Source organism: Kribbella yunnanensis (assembly GCF_039529655.1).
Classification (GTDB): Bacteria; Actinomycetota; Actinomycetes; order Propionibacteriales; family Kribbellaceae; genus Kribbella; species Kribbella yunnanensis.
In genome coordinates, this window is record NZ_BAAANF010000022.1 from 55,720 (window position 1) to 75,240 (window position 19,521).

Consider the following 19,521-nt stretch of genomic DNA (forward strand, 5'->3'; position numbering starts at 1 on the left):
TGTGGCTGTAATGAGAGGTCGTCGTGGCTGAGAAGATCCCGTCCTGGCCCAAGGTCACGATTCGGCTCTACGACGACCACAACGCCGAGGTCAAGATCGCAGGTCGCGGTCATCCGGTCAATCACCACGATCCGCGGCAGGCCGCGATCGCGCTGGTGGCCGAGCGCGCCGCACAGCTCGGCCGGCCGATGAAGGCCACCGCGATCGACACCGACGGCACGTCCTGGCCGCTCGTCATCCACCCCGACGGCGAGGTCGAGGCCGTCGAGGCCCAGACCCGCAAGCGCAGTAGCAGCGGGGGTGGTGGCGGTGGAGGCGGCGGCAACGCGCAGAAGCCGATCTGGCCGATCATCGTCGCGTTCATCCTGGCCGGCGTGCTGATCTTCGGCACCGTTCTGTACTTGAAGGTCTTCCGCAACTCGGGCGGTACGCCGGTCGCGAAGACCGAGCCGGGCAAGCTGCCCCCGCTGCCCGAGCCGAGTGTCGCGCCGGACGACTTCTCCGCCCGCCCGGTCCCGCCGGGCTGGTCGACCAAGGCCGACTGGTCGGTCGACATCGCCGCGAACACCACGCCCGCGGTGTCACCGGACGGTAGCGAGGTCGCCGTACTGACGTCTGACCACAAGGTCGCGGTCTTCAACAGCGACGGCAAGGTGCAGTGGCAGGACAAGGTCCCGAACGGCGCGGAGAGCCCCGTCTACACGAACATCGACGGCAAGCCCGTCCTGGCCGTGGCGTCCGAGGACACCTTGTACTACTGGCCCGGTGGCGGCGCCGAGGCCATCGAGGTCGAGCTGCCGAACTCGTCGGCCGTTCAATTCTTCGGTACGTCGCCCCTCGTCGACCTGGCCGGTGATGCCGGGGCCAGCGTGGTGACCGGCAGCGAGCTGAAGACGGTTCCGAACCAGCCGCGGCTGTCGACCTTCCTGCTTGCCCAAGGCACCAAGGCACTAATGGCCCGGTACGCCGGCCCGCTGTGGTGGAGCGAGCCGGGTAGCAACCTGCAGCAGGTCGACCTGAAACCGCCGGGTGGTGGCAAGCAGATCGAGCGCGTCGTTGCCGCGACCCCGGAGCTCGCTCTCGCGTTCTGGCGCAACGGCAAGAAGGACGAGGTGATCCCGACCGTACACTCGAGCGCGAGCGGCGCGGTCGTCGCCACCTGCCGCGCGGTGAACGTGAACGACGCCCAGAACTGGCAGTGGCTGCCGGACCCGAACCGGAAGATCGCGGCTTGGGGTGAGTGCCTGATCAACTTCAGCAACGGCCGCACATCGATCGTGCCGAACTTCCGTCCGTACTCGATCACCGGTACGACGATCTTCGGTACGACGGGCAGCAACCTGATCGCCATCACCCCCGGCGGCAAGCCGACCACTCTGGATCCCGACACCGCACGCCCGTGGGGTATCGCCGGCAGCCACGCGATCGTCCTGCACGACTCAGTCGTTTACGCCCTGGCCAAGAAGTGAAGCGACTCCTGGCCGCCACCCTCACCGGCCTGCTGTTGACCGCTGCCTCCCTAACCCCAGCAGCAGCCACCGAAGACGACCCCACCCCCTGGAAGTACCCCCAGATCGAACGCCCCGACCGAGGCAGCAACACCGGCGACCCACTCCCGGTCCGCTACCCCCGAATCGAACAACCCGACGCCGTAGGCGGCGACGAAGACCCCAAACCCCCACACTGGCCCGCCCCCAAAGCAGGCTAAAAGGACACCGCCTCCGGCGGCGACTACTTCCTTTGGCGCCTTCGGCGCGGCCGCCTCATGTGCTCACGCCAAATGCATTCGGCGTGAGACTGCGGCCTCGGGGATGTTCAGCCCGCCGCGGATACGAGTTCGGCGACGTCCACGCAATCCGTGCGACGTTGAGCACGGGTCAACCGTTTTGGCGGGGGTCGGATGGCTGATGGGGTCTCAAAGTGGCTCTCGCGCGTGCCCGCTCAGATCGGTTGGCGGCGGACCTGGTAGCGGAGGTGGAGGACTCGGTTGCCTTGGAGGGTTTCGGGGTCCTCGAGTAGGTGTTGGGCGTTGACTGGGCCGAAGTAGGGTTTGCCGGAGCCTAGGACTACGGGGACTACGTCCATGCGGACTTCGTCGACCAGGCCTGCGGCTAGCATTTGGCCGCCTACGTTGCCGGCGGCTACTTCGACTGTGCGGTCGCCGGCCAGGTCCTGGGCTTTGGCCATGGCTGCTTCGATGCCGTTGACAAAATGGAACGGCGCCTCGGGGTCCCAGCCTTCGGGGGCGGGGCGGTGGGTGACGACTACTACGTGGTCGATGCCGGCTGGGGGCTTGCCGTCCCAGCCGTCGGTGATGTCGAAGACGTGGCGGCCGGCTATGGTCACGCCGATCTCGGACCAGTAGGCGCGGGTGTAGTCGTGGGACGCTTGCGAGACCTTCAGGACGCCGCTGTCGTCCAGGGGGACTTCGCCGCTGGTCAACCAGTCGAACAGCGGTCCGGGCTGGTCGTTCTCGTCGGCGATGAAGCCGTCCACCGAGACTGAGCTGTACATGACCACCTTGCCCACGGGACTCTCCTTTGCTTGAGGTGCCCTCAAATTAGCGGCTCGTGAGCTGCGGCTCTTGTAAGAAATCAATCGGCCGGCAACGACCATCCGTCGAGTACATGGCCGGGGTGTTCGCGCAGGAACCGCCGCCGGACTTCGACGTACCGGGTTGGTGTGAGACCGGTGAACGCCTGGAACTCGTGGCCGAAGTGGGCCTGGTCGAAGTAGCCTGCGCGCGCGGCGAGGTCGCTCCAGTCGATCGGTCCGTCGGGGTTGATCGAGAACACGGTGGCGGTGAAGCGTTGGGTGCGGGCGAGCCGCTTCGGGGTGACGCCGATGAGTTCCTTGAAGCGCTGTGCCAGATGAGTGCTGCTCACACCGGCTGCCACGCTCAGGTCGCCGATCGCCACCACTCCACTGGCCGCCGCGATGACGTTGCTTGTATGACGAACCAACCCCAGGCCGGCAGTCTCGGTCAACCGCCGCATCAGCTCGTCCTCGAGCAGCGTCATCATCTCGTGCGGTCCATCCGCCGAGGCCAACCGGTCGCGCAGCTCAGCAACAGCTGCCCGGCCCCACACCTGCTCGATCGTCACCGGCCGGTCACACAGCTCCGCCGCAGGCATCCGCAGGAACGGCGCCAACCCCCACGGCTTCACGTGTACGCCGACCGACCGCGTCCGAAGTGGATAGCCGAACTCGAACGCGCGAGTCGGCATCGTGATCACGCAACCGTCGGCGTACTCGGCCATCTCGACCTCAGCACCGGCGCGGATGCGGAACGGCGCTCCGAGGTTGACGATGAGCAACGCGGATGGACTCGGCGGCAGCATCAGCCGGGCGTACGGCGGCGAACCGTCCAGGTAGTAGAGGTCGTCGATCAGCCCGTCGAGCGGCGGTCGCGGCACTCTGGAGACGTACTCCATCCCCACAGCATCGCCGATCACCCCGCACCGCAGAAAGGCCCGCGTCCCCCAGAGGGAACGCGGGCCTTCGCTGTGTGGCTAGGTCAGCCGGCCGCAACCTCGAGGCGGACCGTAGCGGCCACCTCCGGGTGCAGCTGGACCGAGACCTGGTGCTTACCGGTGGTCTTGATCGGCGACGCGATGGAGATCGCGCGCTTCTCGACCAGCGGGCCGCCGGCGGACTTGATCGCACCGGCGATGTCGGCCGGGGTCACCGAACCGAACAGACGGCCGGTCTCGCCGGCCTTGACGCCCAGCGTGACCGAGAGCTGCTCGAGCTGGTTCTTGACCTCGCTCGCGTGCTCCTTGCCCTGGATCGCCCGGGCGTCGCGCGCCCGCTTGATCGACTGGATCTGCTTCTCGGCGCCCCGCGTCCAGCCGAGGGCCAGACCGCGCGGAACCAGGTAGTTACGGCCGTAGCCGTCCTTGACCTCGACGATGTCGCCGGGGGCACCGAGGCCCTCGACCTCCTGCTGCAGAATGAGCTTCATGTGTCGGACCTCCCTCAGCGAGCGGTGCTCGTGTAGGGCAGCAGAGCCACCTCACGAGCGTTCTTGATAGCGGTGGCCACGTCGCGCTGGTGCTGCACGCAGTTCCCGGTCACCCGGCGGGCGCGGATCTTGCCGCGGTCCGAGATGAACTTGCGCAGCAGCGCGGTGTCCTTGTAGTCGACGTACGTCGCCTTGTCCTTGCAGAAGCCGCAAACCTTCTTCTTCGGCTTCCGAATGATCTTGGCCATTGTGGTGCTCTCTTCCTACTTCCAGAGCCCGGCACGGGTGCCGGAATGGTCTGTGTTGACTGTTCTCGACCTCAGGGCCGGATCAGAACGGGGGCTCCTCCATCGAGCCGCCGCCCTGGCTGGCCCAGGGGTCGTTCTGCGGAGCGGCCTGACCGCCGCCGCCACCGCCTTGCGGGGTCGCCCAGGGGTCGTTCTGCGGGGCGCCGCCACCTTGGCCGCCGCCACCGTAGTTGTTGCCGCCACCCTGGTTACCGCCACCGCCACCACCGAAGTTGCCGCCGCCGTCGCCGCCGGGACCCGACCGCATGGCCTTGGTCACCTTGGCGGTGGCGCTGCGCAGGCTCGGACCGACCTCGTCGACGTCGATCTCGAAGACCGTGCGCTTCTGGCCCTCACGGTCGTCGTACGAGCGCGACTTGAGCCGGCCCTGCACGATCACGCGCATTCCGCGCTGCAGCGACTCGGCCACGTTCTCCGCGGCCTGGCGCCAGACGGAACAACTCAGGAACAGCGATTCGCCGTCCTTCCATTCACCGGACTGCCGGTCGTACGTCCGTGGGGTCGACGCGATCCGGAAGTTCGCGACGGCCGCACCGGACGGCGTGAACCGGAGCTCCGGATCGTCGACAAGGTTGCCGACCAGTGTGACGACGGTTTCGCCTGCCATTGCCGTTCCTCCTGCTTTCGGGTGTGACTGTGTCTACAGCTATTGGTACCGGCTGGAACCGACAGTACCGATGGCTGCTGACGACCCCAGGCTCAGTGCTGGTCCGGCCGGATGACCTTGGTGCGGAGAATCGACTCGTTCAGCGTGAGCTGACGGTCGAGCTCCTTCACCACCGCGGGCTCCGCGGTCAGGTCGATGACGGCGTAGATGCCTTCGGCCTTCTTCTTGACGTCGTACGCAAGCTTGCGGCGGCCCCAGATGTCGAGCTTCTCGACGGTGCCACCTTCCTTGCGGACGATGTTCAGGTACTGGTCGATGGACGGCTCGACCGTGCGCTCATCGAGCTCCGGGTCGAGGATCACCATGACTTCATAACGACGCATGCGCGAACTCCACCTCCTTCGGACTTTGGCGGCCACGGTCTTTCCGTGGCAGGAGGGCGATGCGATTGCACTTGAGCACCGGCACTTGCCGCCGATGTCAAGCAACGAGCCCGGTCGATGGACCGGGCCACAACCAAAGAATACCAGCGTTCGGACAGCGGATTGACCATATCCACAGGGCAACGTGCGCCGTCGTCCTCACTACCGGTCGATCAGTCGTCACTCTCCGGACCCACGACCAGCAGGTCGATATGGATCCCGAGCGCGGTCCCGTCGGCGGCCACGGTCCGCACCACCGGGTACGCACCGTCACCCCAGCCGGAGTGCGCGAGGACCAGATTCTCACCCTCCGTGGCCAGCGGCAGCACGATATTCGCGCAGCCCTCGCGCAGGTGGTCGGGCGAGTCCATCAGCGCGAACCAGCTGTCGTCGCTGTCGTTCTCGAAGAGATCCTCGTACCAGTCGCCCTCGGGCATCTTGGTCCGGATCGCCTCGGCGTCCGCGAAGGCGACGGCGCCCGCGTCGACAGCGACCAGCCAGAACTCGTCCTCGTCGAGCTCCTCGTCCCCACTCGTCGCAGCCTCCACCCCGGCGACCTCACCCTCGGCGAGTCGCACCGACAGGTAGGCCTCGCGCAGATGACTCCCGTCCTGGGCGTCGGAGACGTCCGCCACGGTCACGAACACCGGATAGTCCCCCGGCGGTACGTCGACGACCGGCCCCTCGCCCAGTGTCACGAACGGATCCGAGGCCTCGAGCCGGCCGCTCGGAACCCGCAGTACGCCGAGCTCGTGGACGGTCAGGGACCAGGTCCGGCCGTCGACCTCGACGGGTCCGGGGCGCAGCGCACGGAACAAGCTCGGGGTGATCACCAAGCCAGCGTAGGCCCGGGTGGTCGAGAACTGTCGGACGACAGTTCTAGGGTGGGCCCATGAGCTTGAAGCTGGGTGCACACGTGGACCAGGAGGACCCGCTGGCCGAGGCGGCCGATCGGGGTGCCGACCTGGTGCAGTTCTTCCTGGGCAATCCGCAGGACTACAAGGCACCGAAGGTCGCCTACGCCGACGGCGAGGAGGCGCTGCGTGAGCGGGCCGCCGCGGCCGGCGTCGACCTGTACGTGCATGCGCCGTACCGGCTGAACGTGGCGAACACGAACAACCGGATCCGGATCCCGAGCCGCAAGCTGCTCCAGCAGACTCTCGACAAGGCAGCCGAGATCGACGTCAAGGGCGTCATCGTGCACGGCGGGCATGTCGGGGACGAGGACGATCCCGAGGCCGGGTTCGACAACTGGCGCAAGTGCATCGAGCGCGCCGAGCTACCGGTTCCGCTGCTGATCGAGAACACGGCCGGCGGTGAGAACGCGATGGCTCGTCAGCTCGAGCGGATCGAGCGGCTCTGGGAGGCCGTGCAGGCGTCCGGCAACGACCGCCTGGAGAACGTCGGCTTCTGCCTCGACACCTGCCACTTCCACGCGGCCGGCGAGGAGTTGCCGTCGATCGTCGAGAAGGTGCTGGCGATCACCGGCCGGATCGACCTGGTGCATGCGAATGGTTCCCGCGACGAGTTCGGCTCGGGTGCGGACCGGCACGCCAACTTCGAGGACGGGCACATCGACCCGGCCCACATCGTCGCGGTCGTCGCGGCCGCCGGTGCGCCGGTCGTGGTCGAGACGCCGAATGCCGATCACGGTCAGAAGACCGACATCGACTACCTGCGCTCGCACCTGAACTAGCTACTCGCTCTTCTCCGCCGATTTGAGGTGGTAGAGCCAGTAGGCGATACCGAAGGGCAGCAGCAGCCCTAGTGCGGTGCTGGTGCGCGGCGGAATCAGGACGCCGACCAGCACCGCCGCCACGAACAGGATCGTCATCGCCTGGAACAGGTCGAGCCGTCCGTACACGCTGTGGTGCAGATCGGTCCGCTCCAGCGCGCACAGCGCGTAGATGCCGGCCAGCGCGAGCACCAGCACCGTCATGACGATGAGGCCGAGCACGGCGAGCGCGTTGAGGCTGCCGGTCCCGCTCAAGCTGTGCGAGTACTGGAACGCGCCGATCACCACGGTGACCGCCGCGCACACCCAGAACAGGCTCTTCGGGCTCTGCTTCGCCGGTTCGGCGTCGGGCTCGGGTTCTGCTGGGGCCATGGCGGCGACGGTAGCGCACCGAAGGACAATGGCCGGATGCAGACCGAGGAATCCTGGGCCCAGCAGTTCCCCGAGCTCTTCGCCGCCGCCGACTGGCCGTGGGCGCAGGTCGACGTCCGGTACACCGTCGACCGGCCGGACGACGAGCTGCTGAGCAACGTCCACGTGATCGGCCGGACCCCTGAGGGAATCCTTGCCTGCAGCAACGATCTCGGCTGGCGGTTCCTCCCCGGCGGCACCCGCGAGGCGGGCGAGACGATCGAGGAGCTGGTACGGCGGGAGCTCGTCGAGGAAGCCGGAGCCCGACTGCTCGGGCCGTTGACCTGGCTCGGCGGTCACCGCGCCGACCACCGCCGGCCCACGCCGTACCGGCCGCACTTGCCGCACCCGCTGTCGTACTGGGCCACCGTGGTCGCCGATGTGGTTCTCGAGGGCCCGCCGACCAACCCGGAGGACGGTGAACAGGTGGTCGAGGTGCTCGTGCTGCCGCCGACAGAGGCGGCTGCCTACCTCGACGCGAAGGACGACGGTGGGCACAACATGGGCAGTCAGGTCAGGCTGGCGCAGGCAATGGGGCTGGTTTAGCGGACCGCCACGGCAGGACGAACGCACTGAGCAGTGCGATCGCACCGCCGACGTACATGACACCGCGCAGTCCCAGTACGGCGGTCAGCAGTCCGCCGACCGCCATGAACGCCGGCTGCACGCAGCGCGAGGTGATCGACCACGAGGTCAGCACGCGCGCCATGTAGTGGTCCTCGGTCACCTCCATCCGGTACGTCGCGAATGACGGGTTGAACGCACCAGCCGCGACCAGCAACGCGGTCTCGGCGACGAGCAGCCAGACGAAGCCCGCCATACCGGACGGGGCCAGCGGGAGCAGCAGTGTCCACGGCGCCCGCAGTACGCCGAACCACAGCAGCATCCGGTGCAGTCCGAACCGGCGGGTGAGCGCGGGCGCGACCCAGGCGCCGAGCACCCCGCCGAGGCAGGAGACGCCCAGGAACACGCCATAGCTCCACGGGGCCAAGTGCAGGTCGCGCAGCATGAACACGGTCAGCAGCGGCGAGATCATCATCAGCGGTCCGCCGAAGAGCTGCGAGTTCCAGAACAGGATGGCCAGACCGCGGTTCGCGAAGATGTACTTCCAGCCGGCGCTGAGGTCGCGCTTGCCGGTGTGCTCGACCGGAGTGGGTTCCGGCTGCTGGATCCGCCGGATGCCGAGCGCGGACAGCAGGAAAGACACCGCGTCCACGACGAGTGTCAGCGTGGCGCCGACCAGGCTGACGAGCGCACCACCGATCGCCGGCCCCGCACTCATGGTCAGCCAGAAGACTTGCTCGAACTTGCCGTTCGCCTCAGCTCGCCCGTCCGGCCCGACGAGTGCCTTCAGGTGCGCACCGCTCGCACTCGTGAACGCGATCAGCGCCGCCGACTGCAGGACGCCGACAACACACAGCTGTGGATAACTCAGTACGCCGAAGGCTGCGGCGATAGGCACGCTGACCAGTGCCCCGAACCGGATGAGGTCGGTGGCGATCATCACCGGCCGCTTCCGCCGCCGTTCGATGAAGTCGCCCATCGGCAGCCCGAGAACCGCGCCCGCCAGGGCCGAGACCGCGGCCAGCATCGACACCTGCAACGTGCTGACGTCGAGCACGAGGACGGCGATCAGCGGCAGCGCGCCGTACCCGATCCCGGACCCCAGTGCACTGACCGCGTACGCGAACCACAACCGCCGAAAGTCCCGACCCAAAGACATCCGGCGATCGTAGGAGGACCCACCGACAGAAAGCCGCCGTTCACGTCCAGCCGCTTGACTGGGGGCATCATCCACGCCCCGGGAGGATCACCATGGACCGTCGTACCTTTCTTCGTGCCGCCGTCATCGGTACCTCGACCTCTGTCGCGTTCGGCTTCAGCGTGGCTCCGCAGGCGCTAGCCTTCCCGGCCCAGACCGGCACCAGCCCGTACGGCGGTCTGCAGGCAGCCGACGCGAACGGCCTCATGCTCCCGACCGGATTCACCAGTCGCGTGCTGGCGCGGTCGACGCAGACCGTGCCCGGCACCAGCTACACCTGGCACAGCGCTCCCGACGGCGGTGCGTGCTTCGCGGACGGCACCGGCTGGATCTACGTCTCGAACTCGGAGATGAGCAGTGGTAGCGGCGGGGCCGGCGCACTGCGCTTCAACAGCAGCGGATCGGTCACCGGCGCCTACCGGATCCTGTCCGGCACGACACGCAACTGCTCAGGCGGCGCAACCCCGTGGGGCACTTGGCTGTCCGGTGAGGAAACCGACCTCGGCTACATCTGGGAGACCGACCCGAAGGGTGCGACAGCCGCCGTACGGCGTCCTGCTCTCGGACGGTTCTCGCACGAAGCCGCGGCGGTGGATCCGGACCGGCGCGTCATCTACCTGACCGAGGACGAGCCGAGTGGCGGCTTCTACCGCTTCGTCCCGACCACCTGGGGAAACCTGTCCGCGGGGACCCTGCAGGTACTGCGCGAGTCCGGCAGCACACTGTCGTGGGTGACGGTCCCGGACCCCGACGGCAGCCCCACCCGGACCCGCAAGCAGGTGTCCGGCATGAAGGTGTTCAACGGCGGCGAGGGTTGCTACTACCGCAACGGCACCTGCTTCTTCACCACCAAGGGCGACAACCGCGTCTGGGCCTACAACGCGGTGAACAACACGATCGCCATCGCGTACGACGACAACCTCACCCCGAACCCGCCGCTCACCGGCGTGGACAACATCACCGCCGCGACCGTCGGCGACCTGTACGTCGCCGAGGACGGCGGCAACATGGAGATCTGCATCATCACCCCGAACGACATCGTCGCCCCGTTCCTTCGGGTGACCGGCCAGTCCGGCTCCGAGCTCTGCGGTGTCGCGTTCAACCCGGCCGGCAACCGCCTCTACTTCTCCTCGCAGCGCGGTACCAGCGGCTCGTCGAGCGGCGGCATCACCTACGAGGTCACCGGGCCCTTCCGCACCAGCTTGTGAGCCTCAGCGCAGGTTCAGGCCGCCGTCGAGCAGGACGACCTCGCCGGTGATGTAGCTGTTGTGGATAAGTGCCGAGATCAGGTCGGCGACATCCGCCGGCTGGGCGCCGCGACGCATCGGACTCGTGGTTTTCCACAGCTCCTGAGCGTCCGTCCAGTCGGCGGTCATCGGCGTATCCACAAGCCCCGGGGCGACTGCGTTCACGCGCACGTCTGGTCCGAGCGCAGCCGCCAGCAACTTGGTGACATGGTTCAGAGCCGCTTTGCTGGCGGCGTACGCGATTGAACTCCCCTTCGGCCGCACGCCCGCATGACTGGTCACGTTCACCACGCAACCGCCCGACTCGCGCAGCGCGGGCAAGGCCGCCGTACACAACAACCACGGCGCGATCAGGTTGACGTCAAGCACCCGCCGCCAGTCCGCAGCGGTCAGCCCGTCGAGCTCCGCATGCGGCACCGGCCAGCTGATCCCCGCGTTGTTCACCAGTACGTCGAGCCGCCCGTGCACGCCCAGCACCTCCGGCAGCAACCCCTGCGCCGCATCGTCATTAGCCAGATCGGCCTGGTGATACGACCCACCCAACTCCCCCGCAAGCGCGTCCCCCGCCTCCCGACTGACCCGCGAATGCACCGCCACCGCAAACCCATCCGCCGCCAACCGCCGAGCCACCCCAGCCCCGATCCCCGAAACCGACCCCGTCACCAACGCAACCTTCGCCATACCCACACCCTAGAAAGCGGTCAGGCGCCGTAGCGGAGGCCGTCCAGGAGGAGGTCGAGGAGGCGGCCGGCTTGGTCGCGGCGGTCGCCGGCGGCTAGGGCTACGCCGCTGAGGCTCATCAGGACGTCGTCGGCGGAGATGTCGGAGCGGAGTTCGCCGGAGGCGATGCCGGCGGCTAGGAGGGGTTCGATTGCGCCGACGAGGAGTTCGAGGCTGTGGTCGTACGGGTTGGCGCCGGCGGCGATGATGGCGCGGAGGGCGTCGGCCATGCCCATTTTGGTGTGCAGGTAGTCGGCGAAGCGGTCCATCCAGGCGCGGAGGGCTTCGGCGGGTGGGAGTTTGTCGAGCAGGTCGGGGGCGGCCTCGCAGACTGTCGCCAGCTCCTTGCGGTACGCCGCTTCGATCAGCGCCTCGCGGGTCGGGAAGTGCCGGTAGAGCGTGCCGATGCCGACGCCGGCGTCCTTCGCGATGCCCTCGAGTGTCGCCTCGAGCCCGCATTTCGCGAACGCGCGGGCGGCCGCGGCCAGCACCTGGTCGCGATTGCGCTGCGCGTCGGCCCGCAACGGCCGCGCCTTCGGCTCGGTCATCTCCCCCTCCTCCACGCCCGAAACTTAGCGGACTTGATATACGGAGGCACCTCCGCTTAACTGGATCTATCCGGAGGCTCCTCCGGATCAACCATAGCTCGCAGAACAGGACGAACCCTGATGAGCAGAATCACCACCCCCTTCGGCTACACCTCCACGGCCGCCGAGGTGATCGCGGGCCTCGACCTGACCGGCCGCCGCGCAGTCGTCACGGGCGGCGCCTCCGGCATCGGCGTCGAGACGGTCCGGGCGCTCGCCGGGGCCGGTGCCGAGGTCACGCTGGCCGCCCGCGACAAGGTCGTCGGCGAGCGTGTCGCGGCCGGAATCATCGACTCGACCGGCAACAGCCGCGTGTACGTCGCCCCGCTCGAACTGGCCGATCGCGCCTCCGTGCGGGCCTTCGCCGCCAACTGGGACGGCCCGCTGCACATCCTCGTCAACAACGCCGGCGTGATGGCCGAGCCGCTGAACCGCACTCCCGAGGGCTGGGAGCACCAGTTCGCGACCAACCACCTCGGCCACTTCGGTCTCGCGCTCGGCCTGTACGACGCCCTGGCCGCGGCCGGCGGTGCGCGAATCGTCTCGGTCAGTTCGAGTGCCCACTTGTTCTCGGACATCCACTTCGACGACATCCACTTCGAAAACCGCCCGTACGACGAATGGGCGGCGTACGGGCAGTCGAAGACGGCGAACGTGCTGTTCGCGGTCGAGGCGGCCAAGCGCTGGGCGAGTGCCGGGATCACCGCGAACGCCGTGATGCCGGGCGGAATCCGGACGCCGCTCCAGCGGCATCTCTCGGCGGAGGCCATGCAGCAATGGGAGGACTTCCCCTGGAAGACCACCGAGCAGGGCGCGTCCACCTCGGTTCTGCTGGCCGGTTCCCCGCTGGTCGACGGCGTCACCGGTCTGTACTTCGAGGACAACAACGAGGCGCTCCCGAACGTCCCGGGCGAGAACACGGGTGTCGCGCCGTATGCGCTGGATCCGGAGTCGGCCACTCGGTTGTGGGAGCTGTCCGAGCAGCTGGTTTGATCACGGGACCGGCTCAGCTGGGGTTCCTCAGGCTGGGCCGGTAACCTGACCGACCGTGAGTGACTTGAGCATCCGGATCATCTCGGCCGACGAACACGCCGCGTTCATCGCGGCACGTCCGTCGGCCAGCTTCTTGCAGACGCCGGGCTGGGCGGCGGTGAAAAGCGAGTGGAAGGCCGAGTCACTGGGCTGGTACGAACCGGCCAACCCGGCGGAGCTGGTCGGCGTCGGCCTGGTGCTGTACCGGCAGATGCCGAAGGTGAAGCGCTACCTGGCCTATCTGCCCGAGGGTCCGGCCATCGACTGGGACGCGATCGACCTCGGCCGCTACCTGCGGCCACTGGCCGAGCACGCGCAGGCGCAGGGCGCGTTCGGCATCCGGATGGGTCCGCCGGTTCCGACCCGGCGCTGGACCGCGAAGACGATCAAGGACGCGATCGCGGGCGGGCAGCAGCCGCGGCTCGGCGATGTCCGTCCCGACGTGATCGAGCCGTCGGGTGCGACCGTCGCGAACCAGCTGCGCGCCCTGGGCTGGAAGGCCCCGCGGGTCGGCGAAGGCTTCGCGGCCGGACAGCCGCAGTACGTGTTCCAGGTCCCGCTGGCTGACCGCGGCCCGGACGACCTGCTCAAGAACATGAACCAGCTGTGGCGACGCAACATCAAGAAGGCCGACAAGATGGGCGTCGAGGTCACCCAGGGCGGCCCCGAGGACCTGAAGGCCTTCCACCAGCTGTACGTCGAGACGGCCGAGCGGGACCACTTCACCCCGCGGCCGCTGCCGTACTTCGAGAAGATGTATTCGGCGATGGCGACTCAGCCGGCCGGTTGCTGTGACTTCCGGGTCTACAACGCCCATCACGAGGGCGATCTGGTCGCTTCGACGATCTGGATCCGGGTCGGCGGTCATTCGTGGTACTCCTACGGTGCCAGCTCGACCGCCAAGCGGGACGTGCGCGGATCGAACGCGATCCAGTGGCGCATGATGTCGGACGCACTGGAATCCGGTGCGACCGTGTACGACCTACGGGGCATCACCGACACCTTGGACCCGAACGACCCGCACGTCGGGCTGATCCAGTTCAAGGTCGGCACCGGCGGCGAGGCCGTCGAGTACGTCGGTGAGTGGGATCTGCCGTTGAACAAGGCGCTCTACACCGCATTCGACCTCTACATGAGACGGCGTTGACACCATGCCCCTGACCCTGCACGTCGATTCCGATCGATGGCGCGATCACCTTCGTTCCACGTGGAACCCCGATATCGTCCCGGTGGCCAAGGGCAACGGGTACGGCTTCGGCAACCACCGGCTGATCGCCGAGTCCCGGGCGCTCGGTGCCCGGACGGTGGCCGTCGGCACCTATTTCGAAGTACCCCCGGACCCGCGGGAGGACGTCGTCGTACTGACGCCGTGGCGGCCGTTCCTGGACATGTCGCAGCACAAGAACGTGATCCACACGGTCAGCCGGCTGGCCGACCTGGTCTCGATCCCGGCCGGCAGCCGGGTGCTGATCGAGGTCCAGACGTCGATGCGCCGGCACGGCATCGGCGCCCGCGAGCTGCGGCACACGATGCTCCTGAACGCCCTGGACCGGATCCGCTTCGAGGGCTGGTCACTGCACTTCCCGATGGGCGCGGGCGGTACGTCGGCCAACGTCCGCGAGGCGGCTCAGCTGGCCAAGGCGGCGACCGACGTACGGCGTGGTGCGCTGTGGGTGTCCCATGTCCCGGCGCAGAAGCTCGGTGACATCGGCGAGAACGTGAAGCTCCGGATGGGTACGGCGCTCTGGCTCGGCGACCGTGGTGCGCTCACGGTCCGCGCGACCGTGCTCGACGTGCACTCGGTCCGTCGTGGTGAGCGGGTCGGCTACCGGCAGCGCCGGGTCAGCGGCGACGGCCACATCCTGGTCGTGTCCGGTGGCACCGCGCACGGTGTCGGCCTGGAGGCCCCGACCGCGGCCGCGACTGTCCGCCAGCGCGCGATCGCGATGGCCAAGGGCAGTCTCGACGCGGCCGGGATGGCACTCTCGCCGTTCACGATCGAGGGCAAGCAGCGGTGGTTCGCCGAGCCGCCGCACATGCAGGCCAGCATGCTCTTCCTGCCGTCCTCCGTCGCGCCGCCCGCTGTGGGCGACACGATCGGAGTCGACGTCCGCTTCACCACCACTTCGTTCGACCGGGTGTCGATGGACTAGCTACGCCCGAGGAGTACGCCGATGCGGTCGCTGGCCGTGTCGGCGTCCCGAATCACCTTGGCGGTGTCGACGCCGATCAGCTGACCGTTGCGCTTGACCGCAACACCGTTGACGAAGACCCACTGGACATTGACCGGCTGGGCGTTGAAGACGAGCTGGCTGACCCAGTTGCCGTTGGGTGCGAAGTTGAGGGCCTGCGGATCGATGATCTGCAGGTCCGCCTTCTTACCCGGCGTCAGCGAGCCGATCTCCTTGTCGATCCCGAGCGCCTCGGCGCCACCCAGGGTGGCCATCCGCAGTACGTCGGCCGGCTGCGGGTAGCGAGTCGGGTCCATCGCGGTCGCGCGCTGCAGGCCTACCGCGGCCCGCATGTCGTTGAACATGTCGGTGGTGTCGTTGGTCCCGCCGTCGATGCCGAGACCGACCTTGATGTTGCGCGAGGCCATCTGCGGCAGCCGGATGACGCCGGAGGCCAGGCGCATGTTCGACAGCGGGTTGTGCGCGACCCGGACATCGTGGGCAGCCAGCTCATCGAGCTCCGCGTCAGTCATCTGTACGGCGTGGTTCATCAGCAGGCCGGGTCGCATCGCGCCGACCTTGCGCAGCGCCTCCATCTGACCGGTGGCCGGGTCGGTCTTCGACTCGTGCACGTGCACGTTCAGGGCGACGCCGAGCTCCTTGGACAGGTTCTCCGCGGCCGTGGTGTTGGGGAGGTTCTGCATGGTCGGGTGCGTGCCGACCTGCAGGTGCGCCAGCGGGTTCGGATCGATGACCTCCTTCTTCACCCGGCGGATCTCGTCGAGGGTGGCCGGCTTGGTGTTGGCCGTGTACGAGAAGAAGAACCGCATCTTCGAATCCGCGAGGGCCTTCAGGCTGCCGTTCGCGAAGTCGGCGGAGAAGCTGTGCGACCAGTCGGTCGTGGTGGTGATCCCGGTACCGATCGCGTCCAGGGTGGACAACCGGGTGCCGGCGTACCCCTCGGCGTACGCGGGCTGGTTGCCGTACAGCGGCAGCACGCACTCTGCGAGCCAGCCATTGAGCTCCTTGTCGGTGGCACAACCGCGAATCAGCGACTGCCAGGTGTGCGTGTGCAGGTCGACGAAGCCGGGCATCACGATCTTCCCGCGGCCGTCGATCACCCGCGCACCGGCGGTGGCCGACAGGTCCTTGCCGACGGCGGTGATGGTGTTCTTGGTCATCAGTACGTCGGCATCCTCGAGCAGGCCGAGTGAGCCCTGGCCGACGGCCGGGTCCATCGTGAGGACCATCGACGCGTCGCGGATCAGCACCTTCGCGGTGCCGTCGTACCCGGTGGCATCGAGCTGGTTGGTCCCGTCGAGCTGGTTGGCACCCAAAGGCACGGCGAGACCGGCCAGGACGGTGAAGCCAAGAGCGAGAGCGCGGCGCCTGGTGAGCATGGCGAGAACCTCGTTCCGAAACAGGGATGGGGGCCCGAAACTAACTCTTGGCAGGTTCGCCGCCCCACCCTTTTCCAGCTCGATCGAATCTTGCTGCCTCATCGAGCACAGGCATCTTGACTTCAGGTGCACCTGAAGTTGGAAGGTGAGGTCATGGGGTTCTTGGAACGGATCGAGGAGCGGCCCGGAGCCGCTGAACTTCGGGCCGAGTCGTACCGGCTGCTCGGCCTGAAGCGCGGCGCGAGCGTGGTCGACGTGGGCTGTGGTACCGGGCATGCGGCCGAGGAGCTGGCGGCCAAGCGGCTGAAGGTGACCGGGCTGGACCCCGATCCGGAGGCGATCGAGACCGCCCGGACGCGGGTCCCAGGCGCAATGTTTCACGTGGCACATTCCGACGACCTGCCGCTCGCCGACGAATCGATGGACGGCTACCGCGCCCTGCGGCTCTTCCATCTGCTCGAGGATCCGGTCCCGACGGTGGCCGAGGCCTATCGAGTACTGCGGCCCGGCGGGCGGATCGTGGTCGGCGGTCAGGACTATGGATTCGTGCTGATCAACAGTTCGGACCAGGACCTGACCGACGTCATCCTGCTCGGACTGGAATCCCGCTCGGTCGCGCCCCGCGCCGTACGGAATCTTCGTGATCTTCTGCTCGACGCTGGCTTCCACGACCCCGAGGTGGTCGTCCACAACGACGTCGTCACCGACCACGCCACCATGGCTCCGCAACTCGCAGCGGCCGCGACCGCAGCCGTCGACAAGGCCCTGATCACTCGGGACGACGCCGACGGCTGGCTGGCCGAACAGGAGACGCGCGGCCGCACCGACCGCTTCCTAGCAGTCCTACCAACGCTCCTGGTCAGCGCCCGCCGTTAGCGCGGACCTACATCAGCCCGTCAGCCAACGCGCACGCGATCACCGACCGCGCCCACACTCCGCCACCGTCCCTGGCCCTGGCCCTTCCCCCAGCTCGGTGGTTATCCCCCCAGCTGGGGGGTGCCCATCGAGATTCTGAGTGGGCAACCCCCTGTCTCGGTAGGCATCCCCTGAGTTGGGGTGTTGCTCCAGGGCTGGTTGGTCAAGGGTTCTGCCCGGGCCGGTACGACCTTGAGCACCGTTCGACCGTCCGGCGGGATGTCAGTTGGTTGGTGGAGTCTCAAGGTGCCCCTCGCCCGCGATCGCGGGTGCCCGGGGCTGTCCGGTGCGTCATCCGATGGATTTTCGTCACCGAGTCCCCAAAATCCCTCGGATAGTGCAGATCTCGGGCATCACGCACCTCGGCCACAGCCCGTCAGCCCCAGGCAACGTGGGGCCGCGGTCGCCGGCCTCGCCATCCAGCCCAGCCATCTGCTCGGCTCGCCCTCTGGTTTTGTCGGCCGCCCTTTGGCGGTCGAGTGGGGGTGCAGACCGAAAGAACTCGGCCGGGGACGTGCACTGTGGCTGATCGCCGCTTCCGGCCGAACTGGAAGACAGGGTGGCTGGGCGCCGCGGTGGCTAAGCCGGATGGCCGAGGTCGGCGACCGCGGCTCCACGTCGCTTGGGGTTGCCGGGCTATGGCTGGGGAAGTTGAGTTCCCATCGCCTGACAGTGACCGTTGCTGGAGGCTGGGGTGGATATTCGCCCTACCCGGCCCATCCTCCTCCCCAAACCGGTTTGGGGAGGGCTGACGAGGGGATGCGGGGAGGATCCACCCCCCGAATCCGTCCGGGATCAACCCCGAACCGGTTTGGGGAAGGCGATTCGGCGACCTGTTCGCTGCAGGTTTCCTTAACGTCCGAACGTCCGGAGACGGGCCCTCCGATCCTTCGGACACTAGCTCGGAGCGGTGGTTAACGTCGGAACATCCGGAGACAGGCCCTCCGATCCTTCGGACGTTGTGGTGGTGGGGGATCGTGATAGCGCAGTGGCGGCTTGGACCGAGTGGGTTTCGGCAACGCCCGGCTCTACTGGCAATCCCGAGGCTGGATCAGCGGCTTGGTGGGCGTGTGGGTGAGCTGTTTGACAGCGGCATTTGCCAGCGGACAGTGGGCAGCAGCGCCGCCGGGGTGACGCGATCCTTGTTGGCGGCAACGATGTCGAACATCGACTCGATCAGCGTGTCCGACAACAGGTGCGGCTGGAGGCCGAGGCCGACCAGGCCGGTGTGCTTGACGTTGTAGTAGTGCTCGGCCTGCTCGACGCGCGGGTTCTCCAGGTGGTCGACCTGGACCGGGCCGGGGAAACACTCGGCGACCTTGTCGGCGAGCTGACGAACCGAGTAGCTCTCGGTCATCTGGTTGAAGACCCGGAACTCACCCGCGTCGGCCGGGTTCTCGACCGCGAGCCGGATGCACTCGACGGTGTCGCGGATGTCCAGGAATCCGCGAGTCTGACCGCCCGCGCCGTACACGGTCAGTGGTTCGCCGAGGACGGCCTGGATGACGAAGCGGTTGAGCACGGTGCCGAAGACGGCGTCGTAATCGAACCTGGTCGCCAGCCGCGGATCGAGAACGGTCTGGTCGGTCTGCTGCCCGTAGACCACGCCCTGATTGAGGTCGGTGACCCGCAGACCCCAGACCCGGCAGCCGAACTCGAGGTTGTGCGAGTCGTGCACCTTGCTCAGGTGGTAGAACGAGCCCGGCTTCTTCGGGTAGAGCATCCGGTCGGTGCGCCCGTGGTGCGTGACGTCGAGCCAGCCTTCCTCGATGTCGATGTTCGGCGTCCCGTACTCGCCCATCGTGCCGAGTTTGACGAGGTGGATGTCCGGGTTGAGCTCGGCCACCGCGTACATCAGGTTGAGTGTGCCGATCACGTTGTTCTGCTGGGTGTAGACGGCGTGCTGCCGGTCGATCATCGAGTACGGCGCCGCCCGTTGCTCGGCGAAATGCACGATCGCGTCCGGCGCGAACTCGCTCACCGCCTCGAGCACGAAGTCCGCGTCGAGCAGATCCCCGACGTACGGCGTGATGTTTCGCCCCGACACCTGTTGCCAGATGGCGACCCTGGTGTCCAGCTCCTCGATCGGGACCAGGCTCTGCACGCCCAGCTCACGGTCGTAACCGCGGCGGGCGAAGTTGTCCAGGATCGCGAGCTCGTGACCGCGGTCGGACAGATGTAACGCGGTCGGCCACCCGAGGTAGCCGTCACCGCCCAGGACGAGTACGCGCACGGCGCTC

The 19,521-nt window shown here is 67.6% G+C and carries 22 protein-coding genes; 9 read left to right on the forward strand and 13 right to left on the reverse strand.

The features are described from left to right. Positions 1–23 precede the first annotated feature (23 nt). Positions 24–1,469, forward strand: a complete 1,446-nt coding sequence (locus ABD231_RS32030; protein ID WP_344160358.1) for a hypothetical protein — start codon at positions 24–26, stop codon at positions 1,467–1,469. Continuing rightward, the gene (locus ABD231_RS32035) at positions 1,466–1,708 is read left to right on the forward strand and encodes a hypothetical protein (RefSeq protein WP_344160361.1); all 243 of its coding nucleotides are present in this window, start codon (positions 1,466–1,468) and stop codon (positions 1,706–1,708) included. Before ABD231_RS32030 ends, ABD231_RS32035 begins: the two co-directional genes overlap by 4 nt. 233 nt (positions 1,709–1,941) lie before the next feature. On the opposite strand, the gene ABD231_RS32040 is transcribed toward ABD231_RS32035, so the two are convergent. The 7 genes from ABD231_RS32040 to ABD231_RS32070 form a co-directional block, all read right to left on the reverse strand. Further along, the gene (locus tag ABD231_RS32040; RefSeq protein ID WP_344160364.1) at positions 1,942–2,529 is read right to left on the reverse strand and encodes a dihydrofolate reductase family protein; all 588 of its coding nucleotides are present in this window, start codon (positions 2,527–2,529) and stop codon (positions 1,942–1,944) included. A 65-nt stretch (positions 2,530–2,594) separates the two neighbouring features. Next, positions 2,595–3,434 (reverse strand): helix-turn-helix domain-containing protein, encoded by an 840-nt coding sequence (locus ABD231_RS32045; protein ID WP_344160367.1) that lies wholly within the window; start codon positions 3,432–3,434, stop codon positions 2,595–2,597. A gap of 83 nt (positions 3,435–3,517) precedes the next feature. After that, complete coding sequence (gene rplI / locus ABD231_RS32050; RefSeq protein ID WP_344160369.1) at positions 3,518–3,964, reverse strand: 50S ribosomal protein L9; 447 nt, start codon at positions 3,962–3,964, stop codon at positions 3,518–3,520. Between the two features lie 14 nt (positions 3,965–3,978). Next, positions 3,979–4,212 (reverse strand): 30S ribosomal protein S18, encoded by a 234-nt coding sequence (gene rpsR, locus ABD231_RS32055; protein ID WP_012924539.1) that lies wholly within the window; start codon positions 4,210–4,212, stop codon positions 3,979–3,981. A gap of 82 nt (positions 4,213–4,294) precedes the next feature. Further along, positions 4,295–4,879 (reverse strand): single-stranded DNA-binding protein, encoded by a 585-nt coding sequence (locus ABD231_RS32060; RefSeq protein ID WP_344160372.1) that lies wholly within the window; start codon positions 4,877–4,879, stop codon positions 4,295–4,297. Between the two features lie 92 nt (positions 4,880–4,971). Further along, positions 4,972–5,262, reverse strand: coding sequence for a 30S ribosomal protein S6 (rpsF, locus tag ABD231_RS32065; RefSeq protein ID WP_132211461.1), 291 nt, complete (start codon positions 5,260–5,262; stop codon positions 4,972–4,974). Positions 5,263–5,474: 212 nt separating this feature from the next. Continuing rightward, on the reverse strand, positions 5,475–6,134 hold the full coding sequence (locus ABD231_RS32070) for a DUF4241 domain-containing protein (RefSeq protein WP_344160375.1): 660 nt from the start codon (positions 6,132–6,134) through the stop codon (positions 5,475–5,477). 59 nt (positions 6,135–6,193) lie between these two features. On the opposite strand from ABD231_RS32070, the gene ABD231_RS32075 reads away from it, so the two are divergent. After that, positions 6,194–6,997 carry a deoxyribonuclease IV gene (locus ABD231_RS32075; protein ID WP_344160378.1) on the forward strand — a complete coding sequence of 268 codons (804 nt, stop codon included), beginning with the start codon at positions 6,194–6,196 and terminating at the stop codon, positions 6,995–6,997. Here the strand turns inward: ABD231_RS32075 and ABD231_RS32080 are convergent, their stop codons facing one another. Continuing rightward, complete coding sequence (locus ABD231_RS32080) at positions 6,998–7,408, reverse strand: hypothetical protein (RefSeq protein ID WP_344160381.1); 411 nt, start codon at positions 7,406–7,408, stop codon at positions 6,998–7,000. A 36-nt stretch (positions 7,409–7,444) separates the two neighbouring features. Between ABD231_RS32080 and ABD231_RS32085 the strand changes: the two genes are divergently transcribed. Further along, a complete protein-coding gene (locus ABD231_RS32085) occupies positions 7,445–7,993 on the forward strand; it encodes an NUDIX hydrolase (RefSeq protein ID WP_344160384.1) in 549 nt (182 codons plus the stop codon). Here ABD231_RS32085 and ABD231_RS32090 read toward each other — a convergent pair. Then, positions 7,962–9,170, reverse strand: a complete 1,209-nt coding sequence (locus ABD231_RS32090) for an MFS transporter (protein WP_344160387.1) — start codon at positions 9,168–9,170, stop codon at positions 7,962–7,964. The two genes, ABD231_RS32085 and ABD231_RS32090, sit on opposite strands and share 32 nt — an antisense overlap. 92 nt (positions 9,171–9,262) lie before the next feature. On the opposite strand from ABD231_RS32090, the gene ABD231_RS32095 reads away from it, so the two are divergent. Next, a complete protein-coding gene (locus ABD231_RS32095) occupies positions 9,263–10,417 on the forward strand; it encodes an alkaline phosphatase PhoX (RefSeq protein ID WP_344160390.1) in 1,155 nt (384 codons plus the stop codon). Between the two features lie 3 nt (positions 10,418–10,420). On the opposite strand, the gene ABD231_RS32100 is transcribed toward ABD231_RS32095, so the two are convergent. After that, entirely contained in the window at positions 10,421–11,137 is a 717-nt protein-coding gene (locus ABD231_RS32100; RefSeq protein ID WP_344160393.1) for an SDR family NAD(P)-dependent oxidoreductase, read from the reverse strand. 20 nt (positions 11,138–11,157) lie between these two features. Further along, on the reverse strand, positions 11,158–11,724 hold the full coding sequence (locus ABD231_RS32105) for a TetR/AcrR family transcriptional regulator (protein WP_344160396.1): 567 nt from the start codon (positions 11,722–11,724) through the stop codon (positions 11,158–11,160). A 120-nt stretch (positions 11,725–11,844) separates the two neighbouring features. Between ABD231_RS32105 and ABD231_RS32110 the strand changes: the two genes are divergently transcribed. Genes ABD231_RS32110 through ABD231_RS32120 form a run of 3 tightly spaced genes read left to right on the forward strand, consistent with a single transcriptional unit; the run spans position 11,845 to position 14,948 of the window. Beyond that, the gene (locus tag ABD231_RS32110) at positions 11,845–12,756 is read left to right on the forward strand and encodes an SDR family NAD(P)-dependent oxidoreductase (RefSeq protein ID WP_344160399.1); all 912 of its coding nucleotides are present in this window, start codon (positions 11,845–11,847) and stop codon (positions 12,754–12,756) included. Positions 12,757–12,811: 55 nt separating this feature from the next. Further along, positions 12,812–13,942: a lipid II:glycine glycyltransferase FemX gene (locus ABD231_RS32115; RefSeq protein ID WP_344160402.1), complete on the forward strand. Its 1,131-nt coding sequence runs from the start codon at positions 12,812–12,814 to the stop codon at positions 13,940–13,942. Positions 13,943–13,946: 4 nt separating this feature from the next. Continuing rightward, the gene (locus ABD231_RS32120; RefSeq protein ID WP_344160405.1) at positions 13,947–14,948 is read left to right on the forward strand and encodes an alanine racemase; all 1,002 of its coding nucleotides are present in this window, start codon (positions 13,947–13,949) and stop codon (positions 14,946–14,948) included. Here ABD231_RS32120 and ABD231_RS32125 read toward each other — a convergent pair. After that, positions 14,945–16,366: an amidohydrolase family protein gene (locus ABD231_RS32125; protein WP_344160407.1), complete on the reverse strand. Its 1,422-nt coding sequence runs from the start codon at positions 16,364–16,366 to the stop codon at positions 14,945–14,947. The two genes, ABD231_RS32120 and ABD231_RS32125, sit on opposite strands and share 4 nt — an antisense overlap. 153 nt (positions 16,367–16,519) lie before the next feature. Here ABD231_RS32125 and ABD231_RS32130 point away from each other — a divergent pair, with 153 nt between their 5' ends. Next, positions 16,520–17,242: a methyltransferase domain-containing protein gene (locus ABD231_RS32130; protein WP_344160410.1), complete on the forward strand. Its 723-nt coding sequence runs from the start codon at positions 16,520–16,522 to the stop codon at positions 17,240–17,242. A gap of 1,090 nt (positions 17,243–18,332) precedes the next feature. Here ABD231_RS32130 and ABD231_RS32135 read toward each other — a convergent pair. Continuing rightward, positions 18,333–19,514, reverse strand: a complete 1,182-nt coding sequence (locus ABD231_RS32135) for an NAD-dependent epimerase/dehydratase family protein (RefSeq protein WP_344160413.1) — start codon at positions 19,512–19,514, stop codon at positions 18,333–18,335. Positions 19,515–19,521: the final 7 nt, after the last annotated feature.

Excerpts from the sequence above, each read along its gene's own strand:
- ABD231_RS32090 (WP_344160387.1), bottom strand. The coding sequence starts at position 9,170 with ATGTCTTTGGGTCGGGACTTTCGGCGGTTGTGGTTCGCGTACGCGGTC.
- rpsF (WP_132211461.1), bottom strand. The coding sequence starts at position 5,262 with ATGCGTCGTTATGAAGTCATGGTGATCCTCGACCCGGAGCTCGATGAG.
- ABD231_RS32080 (WP_344160381.1), bottom strand. The coding sequence starts at position 7,408 with ATGGCCCCAGCAGAACCCGAGCCCGACGCCGAACCGGCGAAGCAGAGC.
- ABD231_RS32125 (WP_344160407.1), bottom strand. The coding sequence starts at position 16,366 with ATGCTCACCAGGCGCCGCGCTCTCGCTCTTGGCTTCACCGTCCTGGCC.
- ABD231_RS32075 (WP_344160378.1), top strand. The coding sequence starts at position 6,194 with ATGAGCTTGAAGCTGGGTGCACACGTGGACCAGGAGGACCCGCTGGCC.
- ABD231_RS32100 (WP_344160393.1), bottom strand. The coding sequence starts at position 11,137 with ATGGCGAAGGTTGCGTTGGTGACGGGGTCGGTTTCGGGGATCGGGGCT.
- ABD231_RS32085 (WP_344160384.1), top strand. The coding sequence starts at position 7,445 with ATGCAGACCGAGGAATCCTGGGCCCAGCAGTTCCCCGAGCTCTTCGCC.
- rplI (WP_344160369.1), bottom strand. The coding sequence starts at position 3,964 with ATGAAGCTCATTCTGCAGCAGGAGGTCGAGGGCCTCGGTGCCCCCGGC.
- ABD231_RS32045 (WP_344160367.1), bottom strand. The coding sequence starts at position 3,434 with ATGGAGTACGTCTCCAGAGTGCCGCGACCGCCGCTCGACGGGCTGATC.
- rpsR (WP_012924539.1), bottom strand. The coding sequence starts at position 4,212 with ATGGCCAAGATCATTCGGAAGCCGAAGAAGAAGGTTTGCGGCTTCTGC.
- ABD231_RS32095 (WP_344160390.1), top strand. The coding sequence starts at position 9,263 with ATGGACCGTCGTACCTTTCTTCGTGCCGCCGTCATCGGTACCTCGACC.
- ABD231_RS32060 (WP_344160372.1), bottom strand. The coding sequence starts at position 4,879 with ATGGCAGGCGAAACCGTCGTCACACTGGTCGGCAACCTTGTCGACGAT.
- ABD231_RS32105 (WP_344160396.1), bottom strand. The coding sequence starts at position 11,724 with ATGACCGAGCCGAAGGCGCGGCCGTTGCGGGCCGACGCGCAGCGCAAT.
- ABD231_RS32120 (WP_344160405.1), top strand. The coding sequence starts at position 13,947 with ATGCCCCTGACCCTGCACGTCGATTCCGATCGATGGCGCGATCACCTT.
- ABD231_RS32110 (WP_344160399.1), top strand. The coding sequence starts at position 11,845 with ATGAGCAGAATCACCACCCCCTTCGGCTACACCTCCACGGCCGCCGAG.
- ABD231_RS32130 (WP_344160410.1), top strand. The coding sequence starts at position 16,520 with ATGGGGTTCTTGGAACGGATCGAGGAGCGGCCCGGAGCCGCTGAACTT.